Raw genomic sequence first — 18602 nt, forward strand, 5'->3', positions numbered from 1 at the left:
CGCCGTGGGGGTGCGGCCCGCCGCCCTCGCGCGGCACGGGGCCCGGCCGGCGCCCGGACGAACGGGCGCCTGCCGGGGAGGGGCCTACAGGCCCAGCGACTTGGCGACGATGCTGCGCATGACCTCGCTGGTGCCGCCATAGATCCGGAAGACCCGGTTGTCGGTGTAGAGGCGGGCGATCGGGTACTCCAGGATGTAGCCGTAGCCGCCGTGCAGCTGCAGGCACTTGTCGATCACCTGGGACGCCGACTCGGTGCAGAACAGCTTGGCCGCCGCCGCGTCCGCGACCGACAGCGCACCCTGCTGGTACAGCTCCAGCGCCCGGTCGACCATCGACTCCTGCGCCAGCACCTGGGCCTGGCAGTCGGCCAGCGAGAACTTGGTGTTCTGGAACTCGGCGACCGCCTTGCCGAAGACCTTGCGGTCCTTGACGTACTGGACGGCGAAGCGCACCGCCGCCGCCGAGGCCGCGTACGAGCCGACGGCGATCGCCAGGCGCTCCTGCACCAGGTTGTGGGTGAGGTACGAGAAGGCCCTGCCCTCCTCGCCGAGCAGGTTCTCGACCGGCACCTTGACGTCGCTGAAGGCCAGCTCGGCGGTGTCGGACGTGCGCAGGCCGATCTTCTCCAGCTTGCGGCCGACGCTGTAGCCCTCGGAGGCGGTGTCCACGCAGAGGATGGAGAGGCCGGCGCGGCGGTTCTCCGGGTCGTACGGGGCGGTGCGGGCGATCACCAGGACCAGGTCGGCGAGGACGCCGCCGGTGATGAAGGTCTTGGAGCCGTTGAGGACGTAGTGGGTGCCGTCCTCGGAGAGCTTCGCGGTGGTGGTGATGCCGGCGAGGTCGGAGCCGGTGCCCGGCTCGGTCATCGCGATGGCGGTCATCATCTCGCCGGAGACGAAGGGCGGCAGCCAGCGCTGCTTCTGCTCCTCGTTGGCGTACTCCAGCAGGTAGGGCAGGACCAGGCCGGTGTGCACACCGGAGGAGCCGAAGCTCACGCCGGCGCGGGCGGTCTCCTCCATGATGACGGCCTGGTACTTGAAGCCGGTCTCGCCGGCGCCGCCGTACTCCTCGGGGACCTCGATGCCGAAGACGCCCAGCTCGCCGAGCTTGCGGTAGAAGTCGCGGGGCGGGTGGCCGACCGACTCCCAGCTCTCGTAGACCGGGACGACCTCGTTGGCGATGAAGTCCCGGATGGTCTCCCGGAAGGCCTCGTGGTCCTCGGTGAACACGGTGCGGCGCACGTCGGCGCTCCCTTCGGTGGTGCCGGGCGGTGCCGGGTGCGGCGGTGCCGGGCAGGCTGATCGCCCGCTAAGTTAATCGCCGGTAGCTTTCGCTGTCCAGAGCGGACGGGGGGCGCGTTGCGCACGGTCGGGGCCCGTGGGCGGCGGGCGGCGGCCCCCTGAAGTGAATCCTTGCTAGCCTGCCGCAGCGGGCGGGCCGGGCTCCGCGGGCGGCTTCCCCGCGAGGGGTGGCGAGGCGGACGGCGGCAGGACGGCTTCCCTCGCGCGGACGGCTTCCCCCGCGCGGGCGGTCGAACGGGCGAACGGCGGAACGGGCGAGCGGCGGGAGGGCCGGCGGTGGAGGGCGCGGAGCCGGTGGTCCGACGACGGCCGCCCGGACGGGCGCGGCGGGCCCGCATCCTGGCGGTCGCGGCCGACCGCTTCCACCGGGACGGCTACCACCAGGTCTCGATGGCCGAGGTCGCGGCCGGCGTCGGCATCACCGCGCCCGCGCTCTACCGGCACTTCCGCGGCAAGTCCGAACTCCTCGACCGCGCCGTCCACCAGGGGCTCGGCGCGCTGCTGGACGGGCTGCGCACGGCCGACGGCACGGCCGGGGCCGGGGCGGTGCTGGCCGCCGTGGCGGTGGAGCACCGGCCGCTCGGCACGCTGGTCCAGCGCGACGCCCGGCTGCTGCCGCCGGAGCGCCGGGCCGCGATCCGCGCCGAACTGCGCGCGGCGGTGGCCGCCGCGGCCGTGCCGTTGCGCGCCGAACGCCCGGAACTCGCCGAGGCGGACGTGCAGTTGCTCTGCTGGTCGGCGCTCTCGCTGTGCTCGGGGCCGTCCTACCGCTCGGCCCTGCCGCAGCCGCGCCGGGCGGAGCGCCTGCTGCGCGAGCTGGTGGCGGCGGTGTTCGCCCTGTGCCTCGACGGCGAACAGCCCCGACTCCCGGACGGCGGGGCCGAGGCGGCGCCGCAGGGGCGCCGGGAGGAACTGCTCGCGGCGGCCGTCCGGCTCTTCCACGAGCGCGGCTTCGACAACGTCAGCACCGGTGGACTCGGCGCCGCCGTCGGGATCTCCGGACCCAGCGTCTACCGCCACTTCGACAGCAAGGCCGCGCTGCTCGCCGCCGCCCTGGACCACGGCCGCGAGCGGCTGGTGCGCGAGGTGGCGGACGTCCTGGCGGAGCCGGCCGACCCGGCCGCGGCCCTGGCCGACGGGCTGGCCGCGTACGTGGCCTTCGCCCGGCGCCACCGGCACTACCTGGGCGCCATGCTCAGCGAGTCCGAGCGGCTGGCGGTGCCGGACCGCCGGGTGGCGATCGAGTTCCGCCGGGCCTTCCTGCGGAGCTGGGTCGACCTGCTGTGCCGGCTGCATCCCGGGTGGGACGCCGCCGACGCCCGGCTGCGGGTGCACGCGCTCTTCGCGGTGGTCAACGACGCGGTGCGCAACCGGGCGCACCGCTCCCGGCCCGACCTCGACGACCGCCTGCTGCGGCTCGGCCGGGCCGTCCTCGGACTGGGTAAGCCCGACACGGCCTAGCTGTTCTGACCCGTACGGCCGGGTGGCTGCGGCGGGGCCTAGGCGAGGGGGAACGGGTAGAAGACGTGGGCGGCCAGGTTGCCGTTGCCCTGCAGGGCGCCGACGTTGCCGGAGTTGCCCGCGACCGCGGTGGTGTTGGCCTGGTTGCTGCCGCCGGATCCGGTGGCCGTCTGCTGGCTGCCGACGGCGTTGCCGTTCACGCCGCCGACGATGTTGCCCGAGCCCACGTTGCTGACGACGCTGCTGTTGGAGTGCTGGCCGGCGCCCGCGCCGTTGTCGGCCTGGGCGGTGCCGGCGCCGAGCAGGAGGAACGCCCCGAGGGCGGTGACGGTGGCTGCGGTGCGGATACGGGACACGCTGGTCTCCCTGGTGCTGGAGTGCGAAAGTGGCGCCTGCCGGAGTGGCCGCTCCGGAGTGCCGTTGTCTGGCGTCGCACGAACAGCATTCACCAGCACCGTGGACGAACTCCACGGTTCGGAGGGCGATTCGCCCGATGGTGTCATCGGGGGAGTGCGGCCCGGGAACGCCGGAGCGCCGCAACGGTTCCGGGGCGCGGCCGAAGTTCCCCCGTACGGCGGTGGGTTGGCTCACCCGGACGGCCGCCGGGACAACCCGCGCCGGTCAATGCGGAGTTGACCGGGGTGCGGTCCGGAAATCCGCCGCAGAAAGAAATGGTCGGCGGATAGTCGCACTGGCACACTGGGGACCCATGTCTGAAGGTCTCCGTCCCGACCCCGTGCCCGCCGAGGATCTGCGTACGACCGAGGTCGATCTCGGCGGACTGGTGAACGTCCTCGCCACCCACCTCTACTCCACGCCGCTGGTCGCCCTGCGCGAACTCGTCCAGAACGCCCACGACTCGCACACCCGGCGCCGGCTGGAGGACCCGGACGGCGACCACCGGCCGCTGATCAGGGTCCGCGGCGACCTCCGGCGGCGCACCGTCGCCATCGAGGACACCGGGGCCGGGCTGACCGAGCCGGAGATCCACGCCTACCTCGCCACCGTCGGCACCGGCTACACCCGGATGCTGCGCGAGCTGACCGGCAACCAGGAGCTGATCGGCGCCTTCGGCCTGGGCTTCCTCTCCGCCTTCTCGATCGCCGACGAGGTCACCGTCACCACCACCTCGCACCGCGAACCGCTGCTCGGCCACCGCTACCGCAGCCGGGGCGGCGAGCAGTACACCGTCGAGCCGACCGCTCCGCGGGCCGTCGCCGGCACCACCGTCGAGCTGGCCCTCAAGGCCGAGCACGCCCACCTCGCCGACGAGGAGGCGCTGCGCGACGTCCTCGGCCGCTACTGCGTCCTGCTGCCCGTCCCGGTGCACGTCGGCGACGACGAACGGCCGGTCAACGACGTCCCGGTGCCCTGGCGCCAGGACGGAGCGGGTGACCCGTACGCCGCCCGGATGCGGTTCGCGAGCGCCTTCGGCCGCCGCTTCGAGCCGCTCACCGCCTTCCCGGTCGGCCCGGACGCCGAGGGCACCGACGCGGTCGGCCTGCTCTGGGTCCAGGACGGCGGCACCTACGGCACCAGCGACAACCGCGACCTCGCCGTCTACCTGCGCGGCATGCTGCTCTCCGAGGACGCCCGCGACCTGCTGCCCCGCTGGGCCGGGTTCGTCGGCGGCGTCGTCGAGTCCAGCCGGCTCACCCCGACCGCCAGCCGCGAGGACCTCCAGCGCGACGACCACTACCGGGCCCTGCAGCGCGCGCTCACCGAGGCCGTCGTCGACGGCCTGTACGAGACCGCGCGGCTGCGCCCGGCGGCCTGGCGCCGGATCCTCGCCCGGCACGGCGACGACCTGCTGGGCGCCGCGCTCGTCGACGACCGGCTGTTCACCCTGCTCGCCGACGACGTCCCGGTGCCCACCTCGCAGGGCGAGCTGACGGCCGGTGCGCTGCGCGCCGCCGGCGACGGGGCCGTGCACGTGGCGCTGGGCAGCGGCGGCGGCTTCGAGGAGATGCTGTACCGCGCGATGCAGGTGCCGATCGCCCGCGGCGACCGGTACGCCGTCCTGCCGTTCCTGCGCCGCTACGCGCAGCTGCGGGACTGCCGGATCGTCGAACTCGGCAGCGACAGCGGCAACCGCGAGCTGTTCCGCGACCCGGAGCGGCCGCTGCCCGCGGAGGAGAGCGCCTGGCTGGCCGGCGCGCTCGCCGACCCGGGCGAGCAGCTGGTGCCGGCCCGCTTCGACCCGCCCGGCCTGCCGCTGGTCCTGGTGCCCGACCGGGAGGCCGAGCGCAAGGCCCGGATCGAGGACGACCGGGCCGACGGCCGGATCCCGTCGGCCGCGCTGCGGCTGGCCCGGGCGTTCACCGCCCGGACCGACGGCGAGGTCCGGGCCCGGCTCTACCTCAACCTGGCCTGCCCGGCCGTCCAGGACCTGCTGACCGCCTACCGGGCCGGCCACACCGGGAGCTCCACGGCGGCCGGACTGCTCCGCTCGCTCAAGGTGATCATGGCGGCGGCCTCGGCCGGCTCCCCCGCCCCGGGCGGCGCCGGTCCGGACCTGGCCACCGCGCTGGCCGGGATCGGCACGGCCGTCTCGGCGCTGACCGCCGCCGTCCCCGCGGGCCTGCCGGCCGTACCGGACACCCTCCCCGACGGGATCTGAGCCCGCCCGCCGCCGCACCATCGCCGTACCCGCCCGACCGGCCCGCCGCCGTACCCGCCCGATCGCCTGCCCACCGCCGTACCGCCGCCGTGCCGCCCGGACCGGGCGCCCGCCACCGGCGCCACCCACCGACCCGCAGGGGGAGACCGAAACCGCATGAGCACCGACATCTGGGCCTGGGTGCGCGACGCCCACCGCCAGCTCGCCGAGTCCGGCCAGCAGCGGCTGGCCGACGCCATCTACGAGCTGCCCGGTCATGCGAGCGAGGGGCGCAACGAGCAGCTCGACGCCGCCTTCCCCGAGGCGCTCGCCGCCGCCCGCGCGCTCGGCCTGCCCTGGGTCGAGGTCTACCTGCGCCACTGGCGCATGCAGAACCTGCTGAACAAGCGCCACCAGGGCGAGCAGGCCCTGCCGGAGGCCGTCGACCTGCTGGAGTTCGCCCACCGCGAGGAGACCGTCGACTGCCCGCAGTCCGTCTGCGCGGTGCAGGACTTCGCCATCTGCCACGCCCGGGTCGACGGCCCCGGCTACGCGGCCGAGCGCCTCGCGGTGCTCACCGAGACGCTGGACCGCATCGAGCCGGCCCGCTCCTGCTTCGACTGCCTCTCCCGCGAGTACGCCGACGCCCTGGAGGACGACGACCGCCCCGACGAGGCGATCGCCCACCTCGACACCGCCGCCAACCGGATCCGCGCCGCCGGGGAGTCGCTCTCGCTGCACTTCCACCACGCCCGCGCGGCCCTGCTGCACCGCCTCGGCCGGGACGAGGAGGCGCTCGACCTCCTCGACACCGCCGAACAGGCCGAGCGCACCCGCGGCCGCGAGCTCGGCGACAGCGACCGCCGCTGGGGCGCACTGCTGCGGGCCCGCTCGCTGGCCGCGCTCGGCCGCACCGGCGCGGCGCTCGACCTGCTGCCCGGCGACGACGAGGCCGAGGAGCACCCGGGCCTGCGACCCACCTGGCTGGAGACCGTCGACCTGCTGATCACGGCCGGGGCCCGGGAGAACACCGCGGAGCTGGGCGCCGCCACCGCCCGCTGGGTCGGCTACCTCGACGGGGCCGGCTCCCACCGCCCCTGCGTCGACCTGCTGCTGCGGGCCGGCGACCTGGCCGTCCGGCGCGGCGCGCGGACCGTCGCGCTCGCCTTCGCCCGCACCGGCGAGCGCAAGCTCACCGCCCTGCGCCGCACCGACGGCGTCACCGAGGCGGTCGCCGCCCTGCGGGCCGCCGCCGAGGCGCTGCCCCGGCCGGAGCTGCCCGCCCCGCCCGCCGGACTGCTCGACGCCCTGCCCGACACGCTCGCCCCCGAGGCCGCCGCCGACCTGTTCGCCACCGCCCTGGAGGCACCGCGCACCGAGCAGGGCGACCCGGTGCTGCTGGTGGTCAACCTGGCCGCGAACCTCGCCACGCTGGGCCACCTGCGGGCCGCCACCGACCTGCTCTGGGCCGAGCTGGAGCGGACCCCGGGCGACGAGAACCTGACCGGCTTCCTCACCGAACTGCTGCTGGACGACCGCGACGCCGCGGGCCTGCGCCGCCTCGCCGACCTGGTGGCCGCCGACAGCCCGGCCCGCGCCCACTGGACCAGGGCCCGCTGGGCCGCCGCCGAGAGCCGCTGGACGGAGGTGCTGGAGCACACCGCGGCGGTCCTCGCGGAGCGGCCGGGCGCCGTCAACACCCGCCGGCTGGCCGCCGCGGCGGCCACCGAGCTGGGCGACCACGCCACCGCGCAGCGGCTCTACCAGGAGCTCCTGGAGCACGCCCGCCCGGTCGACGGCACCCCGGAGGACGAGCTCCACACGACCGTCCAGCAGCCCGACCTCTGGCACCTCGTCACTGCCGCCACGGCCAACCGGGACTGGGCGGTGGTCCGCTCCACCGCCGCGCTGCTGGAGCTCGACCTCGACGGCACCGAGGGCCCGGTCGACGAGGAGTGGCAGCTGGTCACCCTGCGGGCCCGCAAGACCAACGGCGCCACCGCCGACCTGCCGGCCGTGCGGACCGGCCCGGCCACCGCGCGGGTGCTGCCGGTGCTCGGCGACGACGTGGTGCTCAACCACCGCGACGTGGTGGTCTTCTCCCCGGCCCTGCTGGAGGAGCCGCCCGCCGAGGACGCACCCGAGGAGGAGCGCGCGGCCTGGCGCCCGGTGTTCGCCGTCCTCACGCTGCTCGACCCGGCCGGGTACACCACGTACTGGCTGGACGGCGCCTGGCCGGGCGACGAGGCGTGGGCGGAGTTCCGCGACGCGCTCCGGGCGGAGGGCCACGGGCTCTGGGCGTACAGCGGGCCGCAGTACAGCGTCACCGACCCGGCGGAGGAGGACGGCATGCTGCCCGGCGTCTACGCCGCCCTCGCCGTGCCGCCGACCGCCCGGGCGGCCGAGGCGGACGCCCTGCTGCAGAAGCTGACCGCCGGCTGGCCGCACCCGCTGTCCTGGCTCGACCTGGCCCGGGAGGCGGGCGCCGACCCGGCCCGGCACGAGGACATCGTCGAGCGCTACGGGCTCTGAGCGCGGCGGCGCGGACCGGACGCGGCCCTCGGAAGGGGCCCGCGGCAGGCGGGTGGTTCGGGTTCTCTTGGTGAATGCTTTACTGTTTCATTGCCAAGAGTCGACCCTTCAGGAGACTGCCCCGTGACCAGCCTCGCCCTCGGCCCTTCCTGGCTCGATCCGAACTACCTGATCTCCACGTTCGGGCTGATCGGCATCCTGGCCATCGTCTTCGCCGAGTCAGGCCTGCTGATCGGCTTCTTCCTGCCCGGTGACTCGCTGCTCTTCACCACCGGGCTCCTGGTGGCCGGGAACACCTACCTCCACCAGCCGCTCTGGGTGGTCTGCGCGCTGATCGTGGCCGCCGCCGTGGCGGGCGACCAGGTCGGCTACCTCTTCGGCCGCAAGGTCGGACCGAGCCTGTTCAAGCGGCCCGACTCGAAGCTGTTCAAGCAGGAGAACGTGGAGAAGGCCGCCGCCTTCTTCGACCGGCACGGCCCGAAGGCGATCGTGCTGGCCCGCTTCGTGCCGATCGTGCGGACCTTCACCCCGATCGTCGCCGGGGTGAGCCGCATGAACTACCGCACCTTCATCGTCTTCAACATCATCGGCGGCGTGCTCTGGGGCGCCGGGGTCACCGTGCTCGGCTACTTCCTCGGCCAGATCGACTTCGTCAAGGAGAACATCGAGCCGATCCTGATCGGCATCGTGCTGGTGTCGGTGATCCCGGTCGCCGTCGAGGTGATCCGGGCCCGCCGCGCCGCCCCCGCCGACTCCGCCCCGGCCGAGGGCGGGGACGAGCCGCGGACCCCGGCCGGCGCCGGCCGCCACCGCTCGCGCTGACCCGCCGTCGGGACGCCTCCCCGGCGCGGTGGAACGGTCCACCGCGCCGGGGAGGAGTCGTTCCCGGCCGGCGCCCGCCGACCCGTACATGTGCGTTCGGGAGTTCGATCAGGCAAGGTGTAAGCGAAGATCGAGCGGAGGCCCGGCCTACCGGCCCCCTCCAGGGGCGGCGAGGAGCGGACGTGCCTAAGCGGGGCCGACCGGGGGCGGGCAAGCGGGCCAGGGGCGGCAGAGCGGCCGGGACGGCGCGGCCCGTGCCGCTGCACCCCTCCGAGGCGCCGCCCACCGAGGGCCTGCTCGGGCCCCCCGCACCGCCCGCCGACACGGCCCCGGTCCTGCCGCCGCTGGCGCCGCCCGTCCCGCAGACCAAGGGCCTGCTGACCCCCGAGCCCGAGCCCGGGGCCGGCGCGGAGCCCGAGCCGACGGCCGCACCGGTGCGCCGCCGCCGCTCCGTCGCCGAGGACACCCTGACCCCCGAGGAGTGGCGGGCCGCCGGCTACACCCCGCCCGAGGGCATCGACGTCTCCACCCTGCAGCCCGGCGCCCCCGGCGAGGCGCCCTGGCCGGACCGGATGCGCACCCTGCTGCGCACCCCGATGACCGAGCGCCCCTCCTTCGAGCGCACCCCGCGCGAGCTGCACCCCTCCGCGGCCCGCAACGTCCCGCGCATCCTCGACCTGACGCTGCGCATCGGCGAACTCCTGCTGGCCAGCGGCGAGGCCGCCGAGGACGTCGAGGCGGCCATGCTCGGCATCGCCCACGCCTACCGGCTGGACCACTGCGAACCGCAGGTCACCTTCACCCTGATCGGCATCTCGCACCAGCCCTCGCTGGTCGAGCCGCCGGTCACCGCGGACCGGGTGGTGCGCCGCCGCACCTCGGACTACACCCGGCTGACCGCGGTCTACGAGCTGGTCGCCGACATCACCGCCGAGCAGGTGAGCGTCAACGACGCCTACCGCCGGCTGGCCGCGATCCGCCGCAACCGGCACCCGTACCCGGTCTGGCTGCTGGCGCTGAACACCGGGCTGCTCGCCGGGGCGGCGACCTTCCTGGTCGGCGGGCGGCTGGACGACAAGGCCTGGGTGGTGTTCGCCAGCGCGTTCGTCGCGGCCGTCCTCGGCGACCGGCTGGCGTCGCTGATCGCCCGGCGCGGACTGCCGGAGTTCTACCAGTTCGTGCTCGCCGCGATGCCCGCCGGCGCCTCCGGCATCCTGCTGTCCCTCAACGACGACTGGGGCCTGCGCGGCTCCGTCGTGATCACCGGCGGACTCTTCGCCCTGCTGCCCGGACGGGCCCTGGTCGCCGCCGTGCAGGACGGCCTGACCGGCTTCTACATCACCGCCGCCGCCCGCCTGCTGGAAGTGATCTACCTGGTGGCGGGCATCGTCATCGGCGTCATGCTGATCCTCTACCTGGGCGTCGGCTTCACCGCCAAGCTCAACCCGGACGAGGGCCTGGTCGGCAACGAGAACCCGCCGGTCCAGCTGGTCGCCGCGATGCTGCTGACCCTGGCCTTCGCGATGCTGCTGCAGACCGACCGCCGCAGCCTCGCCCTGGTCACCCTGAACAGCGGCATCGGCTGGTCCAGCTACGGGGTGCTGGTCTACAACGCGGACCTCTCCCCGATCGTCGCGACCGGGGTGGCGGCCGGCCTGGTCGGCCTCTTCGGCCAGCTGATGGCGCGTTACCGCTACGCCTCCGCGCTGCCGTACGTGACCGCGGCGATCGGCCCGCTGATGCCCGGTTCGGCGCTCTACCTCGGCATGCTGTCCTTCGCCCAGGGCCACTCCGGCGGCGGACTGGTGCAGATCACCCGGGCCGCGGCGATCGCCCTGGCGCTGGCCATCGGCGTGAACCTCGGGGGCGAGATCGCCCGGCTCTTCCTCAAGCTCCCGGGCGGTGCCGGGCGGCCCTCGCTGTACCCGGACATCCCCCGACGGGCGGCCAAGCGCACCCGGGGCTTCTGACCGCGCGTTGGACCCGGAGGAGTCCGCGTCCACGGCCGGCGGCCGCCCCGGCCATGTCGCGGCAGGAACGACGCCGTACCAGGAACGAAGGTTAGACCCATGATCACCACCCTGCTGGAGGGCTACCGCGCGCACATCGTCGCGGCCAACAAGCAGCCGCTGTTCCTGCTGCTCGTCGGCTTCATCACCTCCTTCGTCTGCATCCGCTTCAGCGTGCGGATGATCCGGGCCGAGGTGCGCTGGTGGCCGGGCAACATCACCCCGGGCGGCCTGCACATCCACCACATGGTGTTCGGTCTGGGGTTCCTGCTGGTCGGCGGCGTCGGGGTGTTCGCGACCGGCGGCGGCCACCCGTGGATCGACTGGTTCGGCCTCTGCTTCGGCATCGGCTGCGGCCTGGTGCTGGACGAGTTCGCGCTGATCCTGCACCTGGACGACGTCTACTGGAGCGAGCAGGGCCGCAAGTCGGTCGACGCGGTGATCTTCGGGATCCTCTTCACCGCCCTGCTGCTCACCGGGTACGTGCCGCTCGGCGTGGTGCCCAGCCAGGAGACCCGCTGGGGCCTGGTCGCGGTGATCTCGGTGAACGCGGTGGTCTCGGTCGTCAGCCTGCTCAAGGGCAAGGTGTGGACCGGCCTGCTCGGCATCATGGTGCCCGGCCTCTCCTGGATCGGCGCGATCCGCCTCGCCCGCCCCAGCAGCCCGTGGGCCCGCTGGCGGTACGCCGACCGCCCCCGCCGCAGGGCGCGTGCGCTCCGGCGCGAGCGCCTGCTCCACCAGCGCGCGGACCGGGCCCGCACCTGGCTCTTCGACCTCATCGCCGGGGCCCCCGACAAGGTGCCGGCCGGGCACCCGGCCGCCCACCGGGTCGCCGAGCGGATGGCCGCCCGGGCCACCGCGCACCTGGACGTCCACACCGCCCGGGCGCTGGCCCGCCGTTCCGCCCGGCTCGCCGACCGCCGCTCGGCGGCCGCCCCGGCCGGCGACCGGGCCGCGCCCACCGGGCCCGGCCCGGACCGCCGGGTGAGCGCCGGGCGCCGCAGCCGTACCGTCCGGGCGGGCCGCAGCCGCACCTATGCCGTCCGGCCGACCGGCCTGGAGCCGCGCCCGGCCCGGCACCGGCAGCTCCGGCCGCACACGCCCCGGATCCGCCGGTAGTCCGTCGGTGGTCCTGCGGCGGGTCGGCGATGGTCGGGTAGCGCGGTGGTCCGGCCGTCGCGGTCCGGCCGTCGTGGTTCGGCGGAGGACCGATCGGATCATCCGATGGTCACCCGGGCGGCGGTGCCGACGCGGGGGTGTGAAGACGGCCGCCCCTGAGAACATGACGGGGCGTGACCGGACCGTCACGCGATGGGACGTCTCCCATGGATCGCCGGACCTGTGAGAAAGGCACCCCCCGTGGCCCGCCGACTGCTGCCGACCCTCCTGCTGTCCGCCACCGCCCTGCTCGGCCTGCTGCCCGCCGCCGCGGCCGCACCCCTCGAGCCGCCGACGGCCGGCGCCGGGACCTTCGGGGCGGGGGCCGGGGACGCCGGGGCAGGGGCGGGGGCCGCGGCGGCCGGAGCCGAGGACCTCCCCTCCGAGGCCGAGATCGAGCGGGCCCGCGCCGAGGCCGACCGGCAGGCCGGGTCGGTCGCCGCCCTGGAGGCCGGGCTCACCGCCGCCCGCGCCGAACTCGACCGGGTCGGCCGCGCCGCCGAACAGGCCGTCGAGGCGTACAACGGCGCCCAGCTCCGGCTCACCCGGGCCCGCGAGGCCCAGGACGCCGCCGAGCGGCGGGCCGCTGCCGCCGAGACCGAGCGCCGGGCCGCCGCCGAGGACGCCGCCGTCCTGGCCGCCGAAACGTACCGCCAGGGCACCGGCGCCGAACTCTCCGCCATCAACGCCCTCCTCGGCGCCCGCGGCCCCCGGGAGGCCTCCGACCGGGCCGCCGTGGTCGGACTCGCGAGCGACCGCACCCGGCAGATCCTGGACACCGCCACTGCCACCGCCGACGCCGCCGACCGCGCCCGCGCCGAGGCCCGCCGGGCCGCCGGGGAGGCCGAACGCGCCGCCGCCGACGTCCGCACCGCCAAGGAACGGACCGAGGCCCGGCTCGCCTCCCGGCAGGCCGAGGTCGACGGCGTCGAACGCCGCCGGGAGGACCTGCTCGTCCGGCTCGCCGCAGCCCGGCGGACCACCGTCGACCTGGAGCGCCGCCGGCGCGAGGCCCTGGAGGCGATCGCCGCCCGGGAGGCCGAGGAGGCGGCCCGCGCCGCCGCCGAGGCGGCAGCCGCGGCCGAGGCCGCCGCGGACGCCGAACGCGAGGCTGCGGCCGAAGCCGAGCGCGAGGCCGCCCGGGCAGCCGCGGCCGCCCAGCAGGCCGCCGCCCCGCCGCTCGCCGCCGGGCCGGGCGCCGTGCGGCCCGCACCGGACCACCCCTGGTCGGCCGAGGGCGCCGCGGCGGCCGTCGCCTACGCCCGCGCCAGGATCGGCCTGCCCTACGTCTGGGGCGGCGAGGGCCCCGGCGGCTACGACTGCTCCGGGCTGACCATGATGGCCTGGCGGCAGGGCGGCAAGGGGCTCAACCACTTCGCCGCCGACCAGTACGCCCAGAGCACCCCCGTCACCTACCGCCAACTGCGCCCCGGCGACCTGGTCTTCTGGACCGACACCGGCCGCGCCGCCGACATCCACCACGTCGGCCTGTACATCGGCGACGACCGGATGATCGAGGCGCCCCGACCGGGCACGGTGATCAAGGAGGCCAGCCTCTGGATCATGGGTACGCCGGACTTCTACGCCCGCCCGTAGCGCCGCCCCGTAGCGCTGCTCCGGCGGGCCGGTCGCCCCACGCCCCCGCCGCCCCGGGACCCCCGCGGTGCCCGGCTGCGCCCCATCTGTACCCGCCTGCGAAAAATGAGGTGCCGTCATTCGGACCCGGTCGTACGGTGGGCCGCATGGGCAACGACGAACGCGGCGAGACCCGTGATCCGGGCAGCGGCCGACCGAAGGACAGCCTCGACACCGTCGGCGGCATCGCGATCCGGGCGATCGGCGAGGACGAGGTCGCGGACTGGGACCGCGCCCTGGCGCTCGGCTTCCTCCGCTCGCACGTCGAGGTGGCCGAGGAGTTCCGGCGGCTGCAGTACCGGGCGGGGCGCTCGCTCGCCGCGGTCGACGGCGACCGGTTCGTGGCGACCTTCCGCAGCTTCGACGTCGAGCTGACCGTCCCCGGCGGCGCGACCGTCGTGGCGGACGCGGTCACCAACGTCGCGGTGACGGCCACCCACCGCAGGCGCGGCCTGCTCAGCCGGATGATGGCGCTGGACCTCGCCGCCGCCCGCGAGCGCGGCGCGCCGGTCGCGATCCTGGTCGCCGCCGAGTACAACATCTACGGCCGCTACGGCTTCGGCCCGGCCACTCGCGGCCACGGCTGGACCATCAACCTGCGGCGCACCGCCGGCCTGCGCGCCGGGCTCCCCGGATCCCCGGGCGGCCGGATCGACTTCGTGTCGATGGAGGAGCTGCGCAAGCTCGGCCCCGAGCTGCACGACCGCTGGCGGCTCGGCCGCCCCGGTGCGATCACCCGCGACGAGATCTGGTGGAAGCGGCACACCGGCGAGATCCAGGTGCCCGGCTTCGACTGGAAGGAGCCCTTCGCGGCCGTCCACCGCGACGCCGCCGGCACCGTCACCGGCGTGGCCGTCTACCGTGTCAACGACGAGTGGGACGGCAGCTACCCGAACTGCACCCTCACCGTCGCCGACTTCCTGGCCCTCGACCTCGGCGCGGCCACCGCGCTCTGGCGGTTCCTGTTCTCCGTCGACTGGGTGCACGAGGTGGTCGTCGAGAACATCGGCCCGGACGACCCGCTCCCCCTGCTCCTCGCCGACCCGCGCGCCGCCACCCCGTACGTGGACAACGCCGACTTCATGTGGCTGCGAGTGCTCGACGTCGAGGCCGCGTTCAACGCCCGGACGTACGGCGCCCCCGGCCGGATCGTGCTGGAGGTCGAGGACCGCCACGGCTTCGCGGCCGGCCGCTGGGCCCTCGACGTCGGCGCCGACGGCACCGGCCGCTGCACCCCGACCACCGACCCGGCGGACCTAGCCCTGGACGCCTCCGCCCTCGGCGCGCTCTACCTCGGCGGCGAGACCGTCCCCAGGCTGGCCGCCGCCGCCCTGGTCACCGAGCTCCGCCCCGGCGCCGCCGCAGCCGCCGACCTCCTGCTGCGCACCCCGCTGGCGGGCTGGAACCCGGACATCTTCTGACCCCTCCGGGCGCCGCCGTACGCCCCGCTGCCGACCTCATGCTGCCGTCCGGTCCCGACGGGGCCGGACGGCAGCGGCGTGCGGGCGGCTACTTGACCGCGGTCTTGCCGATGGTGGGCAGGATGAAGTCCTGGATGAGGCCCTTGGCGTCGCGGACGATCGGCCGGAACACCCGGTAGCGGGAGAGGTTGATGACCCGGGCCGCCATCGGCGTCGACCGGCGGACGAACTCCCGGGTCCGCTCGGTGTCGGAGGTCCGGTCGAAGACCCAGTAGAGCACCACGACCATGAGGTGCAGCCAGAGCACGTCGGGCAGCAGTTCCACCAGCTCGGTGTCCAGCTTGGGCGCCAGCTCGGAGCCCTCCAGCACCTCGCGGAACAGCGCGACGGCGGTCGCCCGCGCCGGGTGCGACTCGCTGGAGAAGGGGCTCAGCGAGCTGTTCGGATCGGCGGCCGTGCGGAAGAACTGCGCCGAGAACTCGTGGTACGGGGCGGCCGTGTCGAGCCAGGAGGTCAGTGCGATCTCCAGGCGCTCGGCGAAGTCCCGGGTGTGCGCCATCCGGCGCCGGGCGTCGGCGGCGTGGTCGTAGGTCATCCGGTCGTAGAAGCCCTGGATCAGGAACTCCTTGGCCGAGAAGTAGTAGTAGGCGTTGCCGACCGAGACGCCCGCCTCGGTGGCGATGGCCCGCATGGTGGTCTTGTCGTAGCCGCGCTCCTGGAACAGCCGCATCGCCGTCTCCAGGATCAGCGTGCGGGTCTGCTCGCTCTTGTCGGTCTTCGGCTGGGCCCGGCTGCCGCGCGCCTCGCCGGCGGGCGGTGCCGCTGCCGCCGCGGGGGAGGCCGGGTCGGCCGCTCCGTCCGCGCCGGGACTGCTGTTCGTACCGTTCGCTGCTGCCACGTCGTCCACGGTCATTGAGCCTAACCGGAGCCGGGGCCTTTGCCGTTGCCCGTTCCGTCCGGCCGGACACCGGGCCCGGCCGGTCCGGAGCGCGCGGCACCGGAAGTCCCCTCCGCATCCGGTGCCGCCGCCCCGTCCCGTCGCTTTCGAACGCGTTCAAAAGCTTGCCCGACTCTAGGGGGTGACCTCGAACCCGCTCAAGTTCGCAGGTGTGGGAGGCTCGTCACATGATCACTCCGGAACCCGTGCGCGGACCCGACGCCACCGCTGCCCCCGCCGCCGACGGGTCGTCCGCCACGGCCGCCGACCGGCCGGCGCCCGGGATCGCGGTCCGGCGCGGGGATGCGCAGGACGCCGCGGTGGTCGCCGAGGTGCACGCCGTCAGCTGGCGCACCGCGTACGCCGGGATCGTCCCCGCGCAGGCGCTCGGCGACGGGCTCGCCGAGGAGCGGCGCGAGGTGTGGGCGCTGCGGCTGTCCGCCGACTACGGGCCGCCCGAGAACACCCCCGAACTGTTCGTCGCCGAGGACGCCGGCGAGCCGGTGGGCTTCGCCTACCTGGTGCCGCAGCCCGACGGGCGGGTGCTGCTCGACAACCTCCACGTCCGGCCCGGCCGCACCGGCGGCGGTATCGGCCGCGCCCTGCTGGCCGCCGCCCGCGAGCACGTCGCCCGGCGGCACCCGGGCGCCGACCTCTACCTGGAGGTGCTGCGCGACAACACCCGGGCGGTGGCCTTCTACGAGCGCGAGGGCGGCCGGCGCACCGACGAGCGGGAGGGCGTCTTCCCCGGCGGGTACGTGCTCCCCGAGTACGAGTACACCTGGCCCGCCTGAGCGGTGGCCGCCCCGGGCGCGCCGGTCAGCCACGGTCGTACACCGTGACCGCGACCCCGCGCGCCACCAGGCGTTCGGCGACCAGCGGCTCCACCCGCTCCCAGCGACCCCCGGCGAGCCCGCAGCCGATGCGCGGCATGTGCACCGAGGCGTCGAGCTCCAGGGCGTGGCCGGCCAGGGTCTGCAGCGCCCGGTCGATCGCCTCGTAGCGCACCGGGACGCCCGTCGAACGGCCGGTCCGGATGCCGCGCTGGCCGACCATGTTGGCCACCCAGAGCCGGGGTGCGACCGGCACCAGCTGGACGGCGCCCAGGCCGAAGTCGTTCCCGGCCCGCCCGCGGTGCCACTGCCGGTACGCGGCCTCCGGCTGCGGCCACCGCCGGGAGAGGGCCAGCACGAATCCCTTGCCCCAGCCGCCCAGGTCGTTGCAGACGTGGGCGATCACCCGGGGCCCCGCGGCCTGCGGCGAGGTCGCGTCGCCGCGCAGGTAGCGGATCCCGGTGCTCTCCATGGGGGCACGCTAGCCGCAGGGGCTGACAGTCCGTTCGGAACACGTCCCCGCGGGCGAGGCCGGCGCCGGGGAGTCCGGCCCGCACGGGAGCGGCCTGTGCGGGGCGGGCTGGTGCGGGGCCGGCTGGTGCGGGGCCGGTTCGGCGGAGCGGGCCACGGGGGCCGCGGTCCGCGGGGCGGTCCGCAGCCGGCGGCGGCCGGCCAGGGCGGTGAGCAGGGCGAGCAGGGAGGCGCCGACCGGCAGCCAGTAGCCGGTACCGGGGGCCGCGTGCTCGGCGACCGGGCCGGCCAGCGCGGCGCCCGAGGAGACGCCGACCAGGATGCCGGAGACCACGATCGCCATGCCCTCGTTCAGCCGTTGCTGCGGCAGCAGCTCCTGGACCAGCGTCATGCCGGTCACCATGGTCGGTGCGGTGCCCGTCCCGGCGGCGAAGAGCGCCACGGCCAGCGCGACCGGTCCGGCGCCGCCCAGCCCGACCGCCGCGGGCAGCAGGACCACCGCGGCCATGGTGGTGAGTCCCAGCAGGAAGCGGACGTGCGGGGCCCGGCGGGGCCGCAGCAGCCCGAAGACGAGCCCGGCCGCGCAGGATCCGCCGGCCAGCAGGCCGACCAGCAGGCCCGCCGCCGACGTGTGGCCGAGGGCGTCGGCGTAGGCGAGGGTGGTGACCTCCAGGGAACCGAAGATGACGCCGGTGGCCAGGAAGGTGAGGGTCAGCACGCGCAGGCCGGGCTGCCGCAGCGGGGAGTCCGCGCGGCGGTCGGCCGTCGTGGCGGGGGTGACCGGGGGTTCGGTGGCGCGCCGGCTCGCGAACAGCAGGGCGCCGGCGCCGCCGAACACTCCGGCGGCGATCAGTCCGGCCTCGGGTGCCACCGTGGTGCAGAGCAGCATCGCCAGGACCGGCCCGGCCATGAAGCAGAGTTCGTCCAGGGCCTGTTCGAAGGAGTTGGCGAGGTGCCGGCGGGCCGGGTCGTCGCTGTACAGGTGCGCCCAGCGGGCGCGGGCCATGCCGCCGAGGTTGGGGGTGGCGGCGCCGGCGGCCCAGCAGGCGTAGAGCGTCCAGGCGGGGGCGTCGAAGCGGATGCAGAGCAGCAGTCCGGTCAGCGGAACGGCGTTGTAGAGCACGGCCGGTACGGTGACGCGGGCCTGTCCGTACCGGTCGACCAGGCGGCCGATCAGCGGCATGCCGATCGCCCCGGTGGCCAGTCCGGCGGCCGCGACGGTGCCGGCCAGGGCGTAGGAGCCGCGCCGTTCGGCGACCAGGACGATCAGGGCGACGCCGGTCATCGACCCGGTGATGCGGCCGAGCAGTCCGGCGAGGGTGAAGGCGGCGGTTCCGGGCATGTCGAACAGCCGCCGGTAGGAGGCGAGCATGGGACTCCGAAGGCTGGAGCGGAGGGGATGCCTCCAGCTTCGCGGCGGTG

Annotated in this window: 14 protein-coding genes; 9 read left to right on the forward strand and 5 right to left on the reverse strand. The window is 75.4% G+C overall.

Annotated features, from left to right (window positions below):
• Window positions 1–84: 84 nt before the first annotated feature.
• Window positions 85–1242 carry an acyl-CoA dehydrogenase family protein gene (locus ACWGB8_RS26600; protein WP_452216126.1) on the reverse strand — a complete coding sequence of 386 codons (1158 nt, stop codon included), beginning with the start codon at window positions 1240–1242 and terminating at the stop codon, window positions 85–87.
• Between the two features lie 354 nt (window positions 1243–1596).
• Between ACWGB8_RS26600 and ACWGB8_RS26605 the strand changes: the two genes are divergently transcribed.
• Entirely contained in the window at window positions 1597–2763 is a 1167-nt protein-coding gene (locus ACWGB8_RS26605) for a TetR/AcrR family transcriptional regulator (protein ID WP_452216127.1), read from the forward strand.
• Between the two features lie 38 nt (window positions 2764–2801).
• Here ACWGB8_RS26605 and ACWGB8_RS26610 read toward each other — a convergent pair whose 3' ends face one another.
• A complete protein-coding gene (locus ACWGB8_RS26610) occupies window positions 2802–3119 on the reverse strand; it encodes a hypothetical protein (protein WP_452216128.1) in 318 nt (105 codons plus the stop codon).
• A gap of 353 nt (window positions 3120–3472) precedes the next feature.
• On the opposite strand from ACWGB8_RS26610, the gene ACWGB8_RS26615 reads away from it, so the two are divergent.
• The 7 genes from ACWGB8_RS26615 to ACWGB8_RS26645 all read left to right on the forward strand — a co-directional run bounded on the left by ACWGB8_RS26615 (window position 3473) and on the right by ACWGB8_RS26645 (window position 14939).
• Window positions 3473–5383 carry an ATP-binding protein gene (locus tag ACWGB8_RS26615; protein WP_452216129.1) on the forward strand — a complete coding sequence of 637 codons (1911 nt, stop codon included), beginning with the start codon at window positions 3473–3475 and terminating at the stop codon, window positions 5381–5383.
• A gap of 156 nt (window positions 5384–5539) precedes the next feature.
• Window positions 5540–7894, forward strand: a complete 2355-nt coding sequence (locus ACWGB8_RS26620; protein WP_452216130.1) for a hypothetical protein — start codon at window positions 5540–5542, stop codon at window positions 7892–7894.
• 123 nt (window positions 7895–8017) lie between these two features.
• Window positions 8018–8716 (forward strand): DedA family protein, encoded by a 699-nt coding sequence (locus tag ACWGB8_RS26625; RefSeq protein ID WP_452216131.1) that lies wholly within the window; start codon window positions 8018–8020, stop codon window positions 8714–8716.
• 254 nt (window positions 8717–8970) lie between these two features.
• Window positions 8971–10686, forward strand: coding sequence for a threonine/serine ThrE exporter family protein (locus ACWGB8_RS26630; RefSeq protein WP_452216132.1), 1716 nt, complete (start codon window positions 8971–8973; stop codon window positions 10684–10686).
• 99 nt (window positions 10687–10785) lie between these two features.
• A complete protein-coding gene (locus ACWGB8_RS26635; RefSeq protein WP_452216133.1) occupies window positions 10786–11844 on the forward strand; it encodes a hypothetical protein in 1059 nt (352 codons plus the stop codon).
• 222 nt (window positions 11845–12066) lie between these two features.
• Window positions 12067–13479 carry a C40 family peptidase gene (locus tag ACWGB8_RS26640; RefSeq protein ID WP_452216134.1) on the forward strand — a complete coding sequence of 471 codons (1413 nt, stop codon included), beginning with the start codon at window positions 12067–12069 and terminating at the stop codon, window positions 13477–13479.
• Window positions 13480–13625: 146 nt separating this feature from the next.
• Window positions 13626–14939, forward strand: coding sequence for a GNAT family N-acetyltransferase (locus tag ACWGB8_RS26645; RefSeq protein WP_452216135.1), 1314 nt, complete (start codon window positions 13626–13628; stop codon window positions 14937–14939).
• Window positions 14940–15027: 88 nt separating this feature from the next.
• Here the strand turns inward: ACWGB8_RS26645 and ACWGB8_RS26650 are convergent, their stop codons facing one another.
• Window positions 15028–15837, reverse strand: a complete 810-nt coding sequence (locus ACWGB8_RS26650; RefSeq protein ID WP_452216136.1) for a TetR family transcriptional regulator — start codon at window positions 15835–15837, stop codon at window positions 15028–15030.
• A 227-nt stretch (window positions 15838–16064) separates the two neighbouring features.
• On the opposite strand from ACWGB8_RS26650, the gene ACWGB8_RS26655 reads away from it, so the two are divergent.
• Window positions 16065–16670 (forward strand): N-acetyltransferase family protein, encoded by a 606-nt coding sequence (locus tag ACWGB8_RS26655; RefSeq protein ID WP_452216137.1) that lies wholly within the window; start codon window positions 16065–16067, stop codon window positions 16668–16670.
• Window positions 16671–16695: 25 nt separating this feature from the next.
• On the opposite strand, the gene ACWGB8_RS26660 is transcribed toward ACWGB8_RS26655, so the two are convergent.
• On the reverse strand, window positions 16696–17181 hold the full coding sequence (locus ACWGB8_RS26660) for a macro domain-containing protein (RefSeq protein ID WP_452216138.1): 486 nt from the start codon (window positions 17179–17181) through the stop codon (window positions 16696–16698).
• A 9-nt stretch (window positions 17182–17190) separates the two neighbouring features.
• The gene (locus ACWGB8_RS26665; protein ID WP_452216139.1) at window positions 17191–18552 is read right to left on the reverse strand and encodes an MFS transporter; all 1362 of its coding nucleotides are present in this window, start codon (window positions 18550–18552) and stop codon (window positions 17191–17193) included.
• Window positions 18553–18602 lie beyond the last annotated feature (50 nt).

Source organism: Kitasatospora sp. NPDC054939 (assembly GCF_053610105.1).

Coding starts and splice junctions, on each gene's coding strand:
- ACWGB8_RS26635 (WP_452216133.1), top strand. CDS start 10,786: ATGATCACCACCCTGCTGGAGGGCTACCGCGCGCACATCGTCGCGGCC.
- ACWGB8_RS26665 (WP_452216139.1), bottom strand. CDS start 18,552: ATGCTCGCCTCCTACCGGCGGCTGTTCGACATGCCCGGAACCGCCGCC.
- ACWGB8_RS26645 (WP_452216135.1), top strand. CDS start 13,626: ATGGGCAACGACGAACGCGGCGAGACCCGTGATCCGGGCAGCGGCCGA.
- ACWGB8_RS26615 (WP_452216129.1), top strand. CDS start 3,473: ATGTCTGAAGGTCTCCGTCCCGACCCCGTGCCCGCCGAGGATCTGCGT.
- ACWGB8_RS26620 (WP_452216130.1), top strand. CDS start 5,540: ATGAGCACCGACATCTGGGCCTGGGTGCGCGACGCCCACCGCCAGCTC.
- ACWGB8_RS26660 (WP_452216138.1), bottom strand. CDS start 17,181: ATGGAGAGCACCGGGATCCGCTACCTGCGCGGCGACGCGACCTCGCCG.
- ACWGB8_RS26655 (WP_452216137.1), top strand. CDS start 16,065: ATGATCACTCCGGAACCCGTGCGCGGACCCGACGCCACCGCTGCCCCC.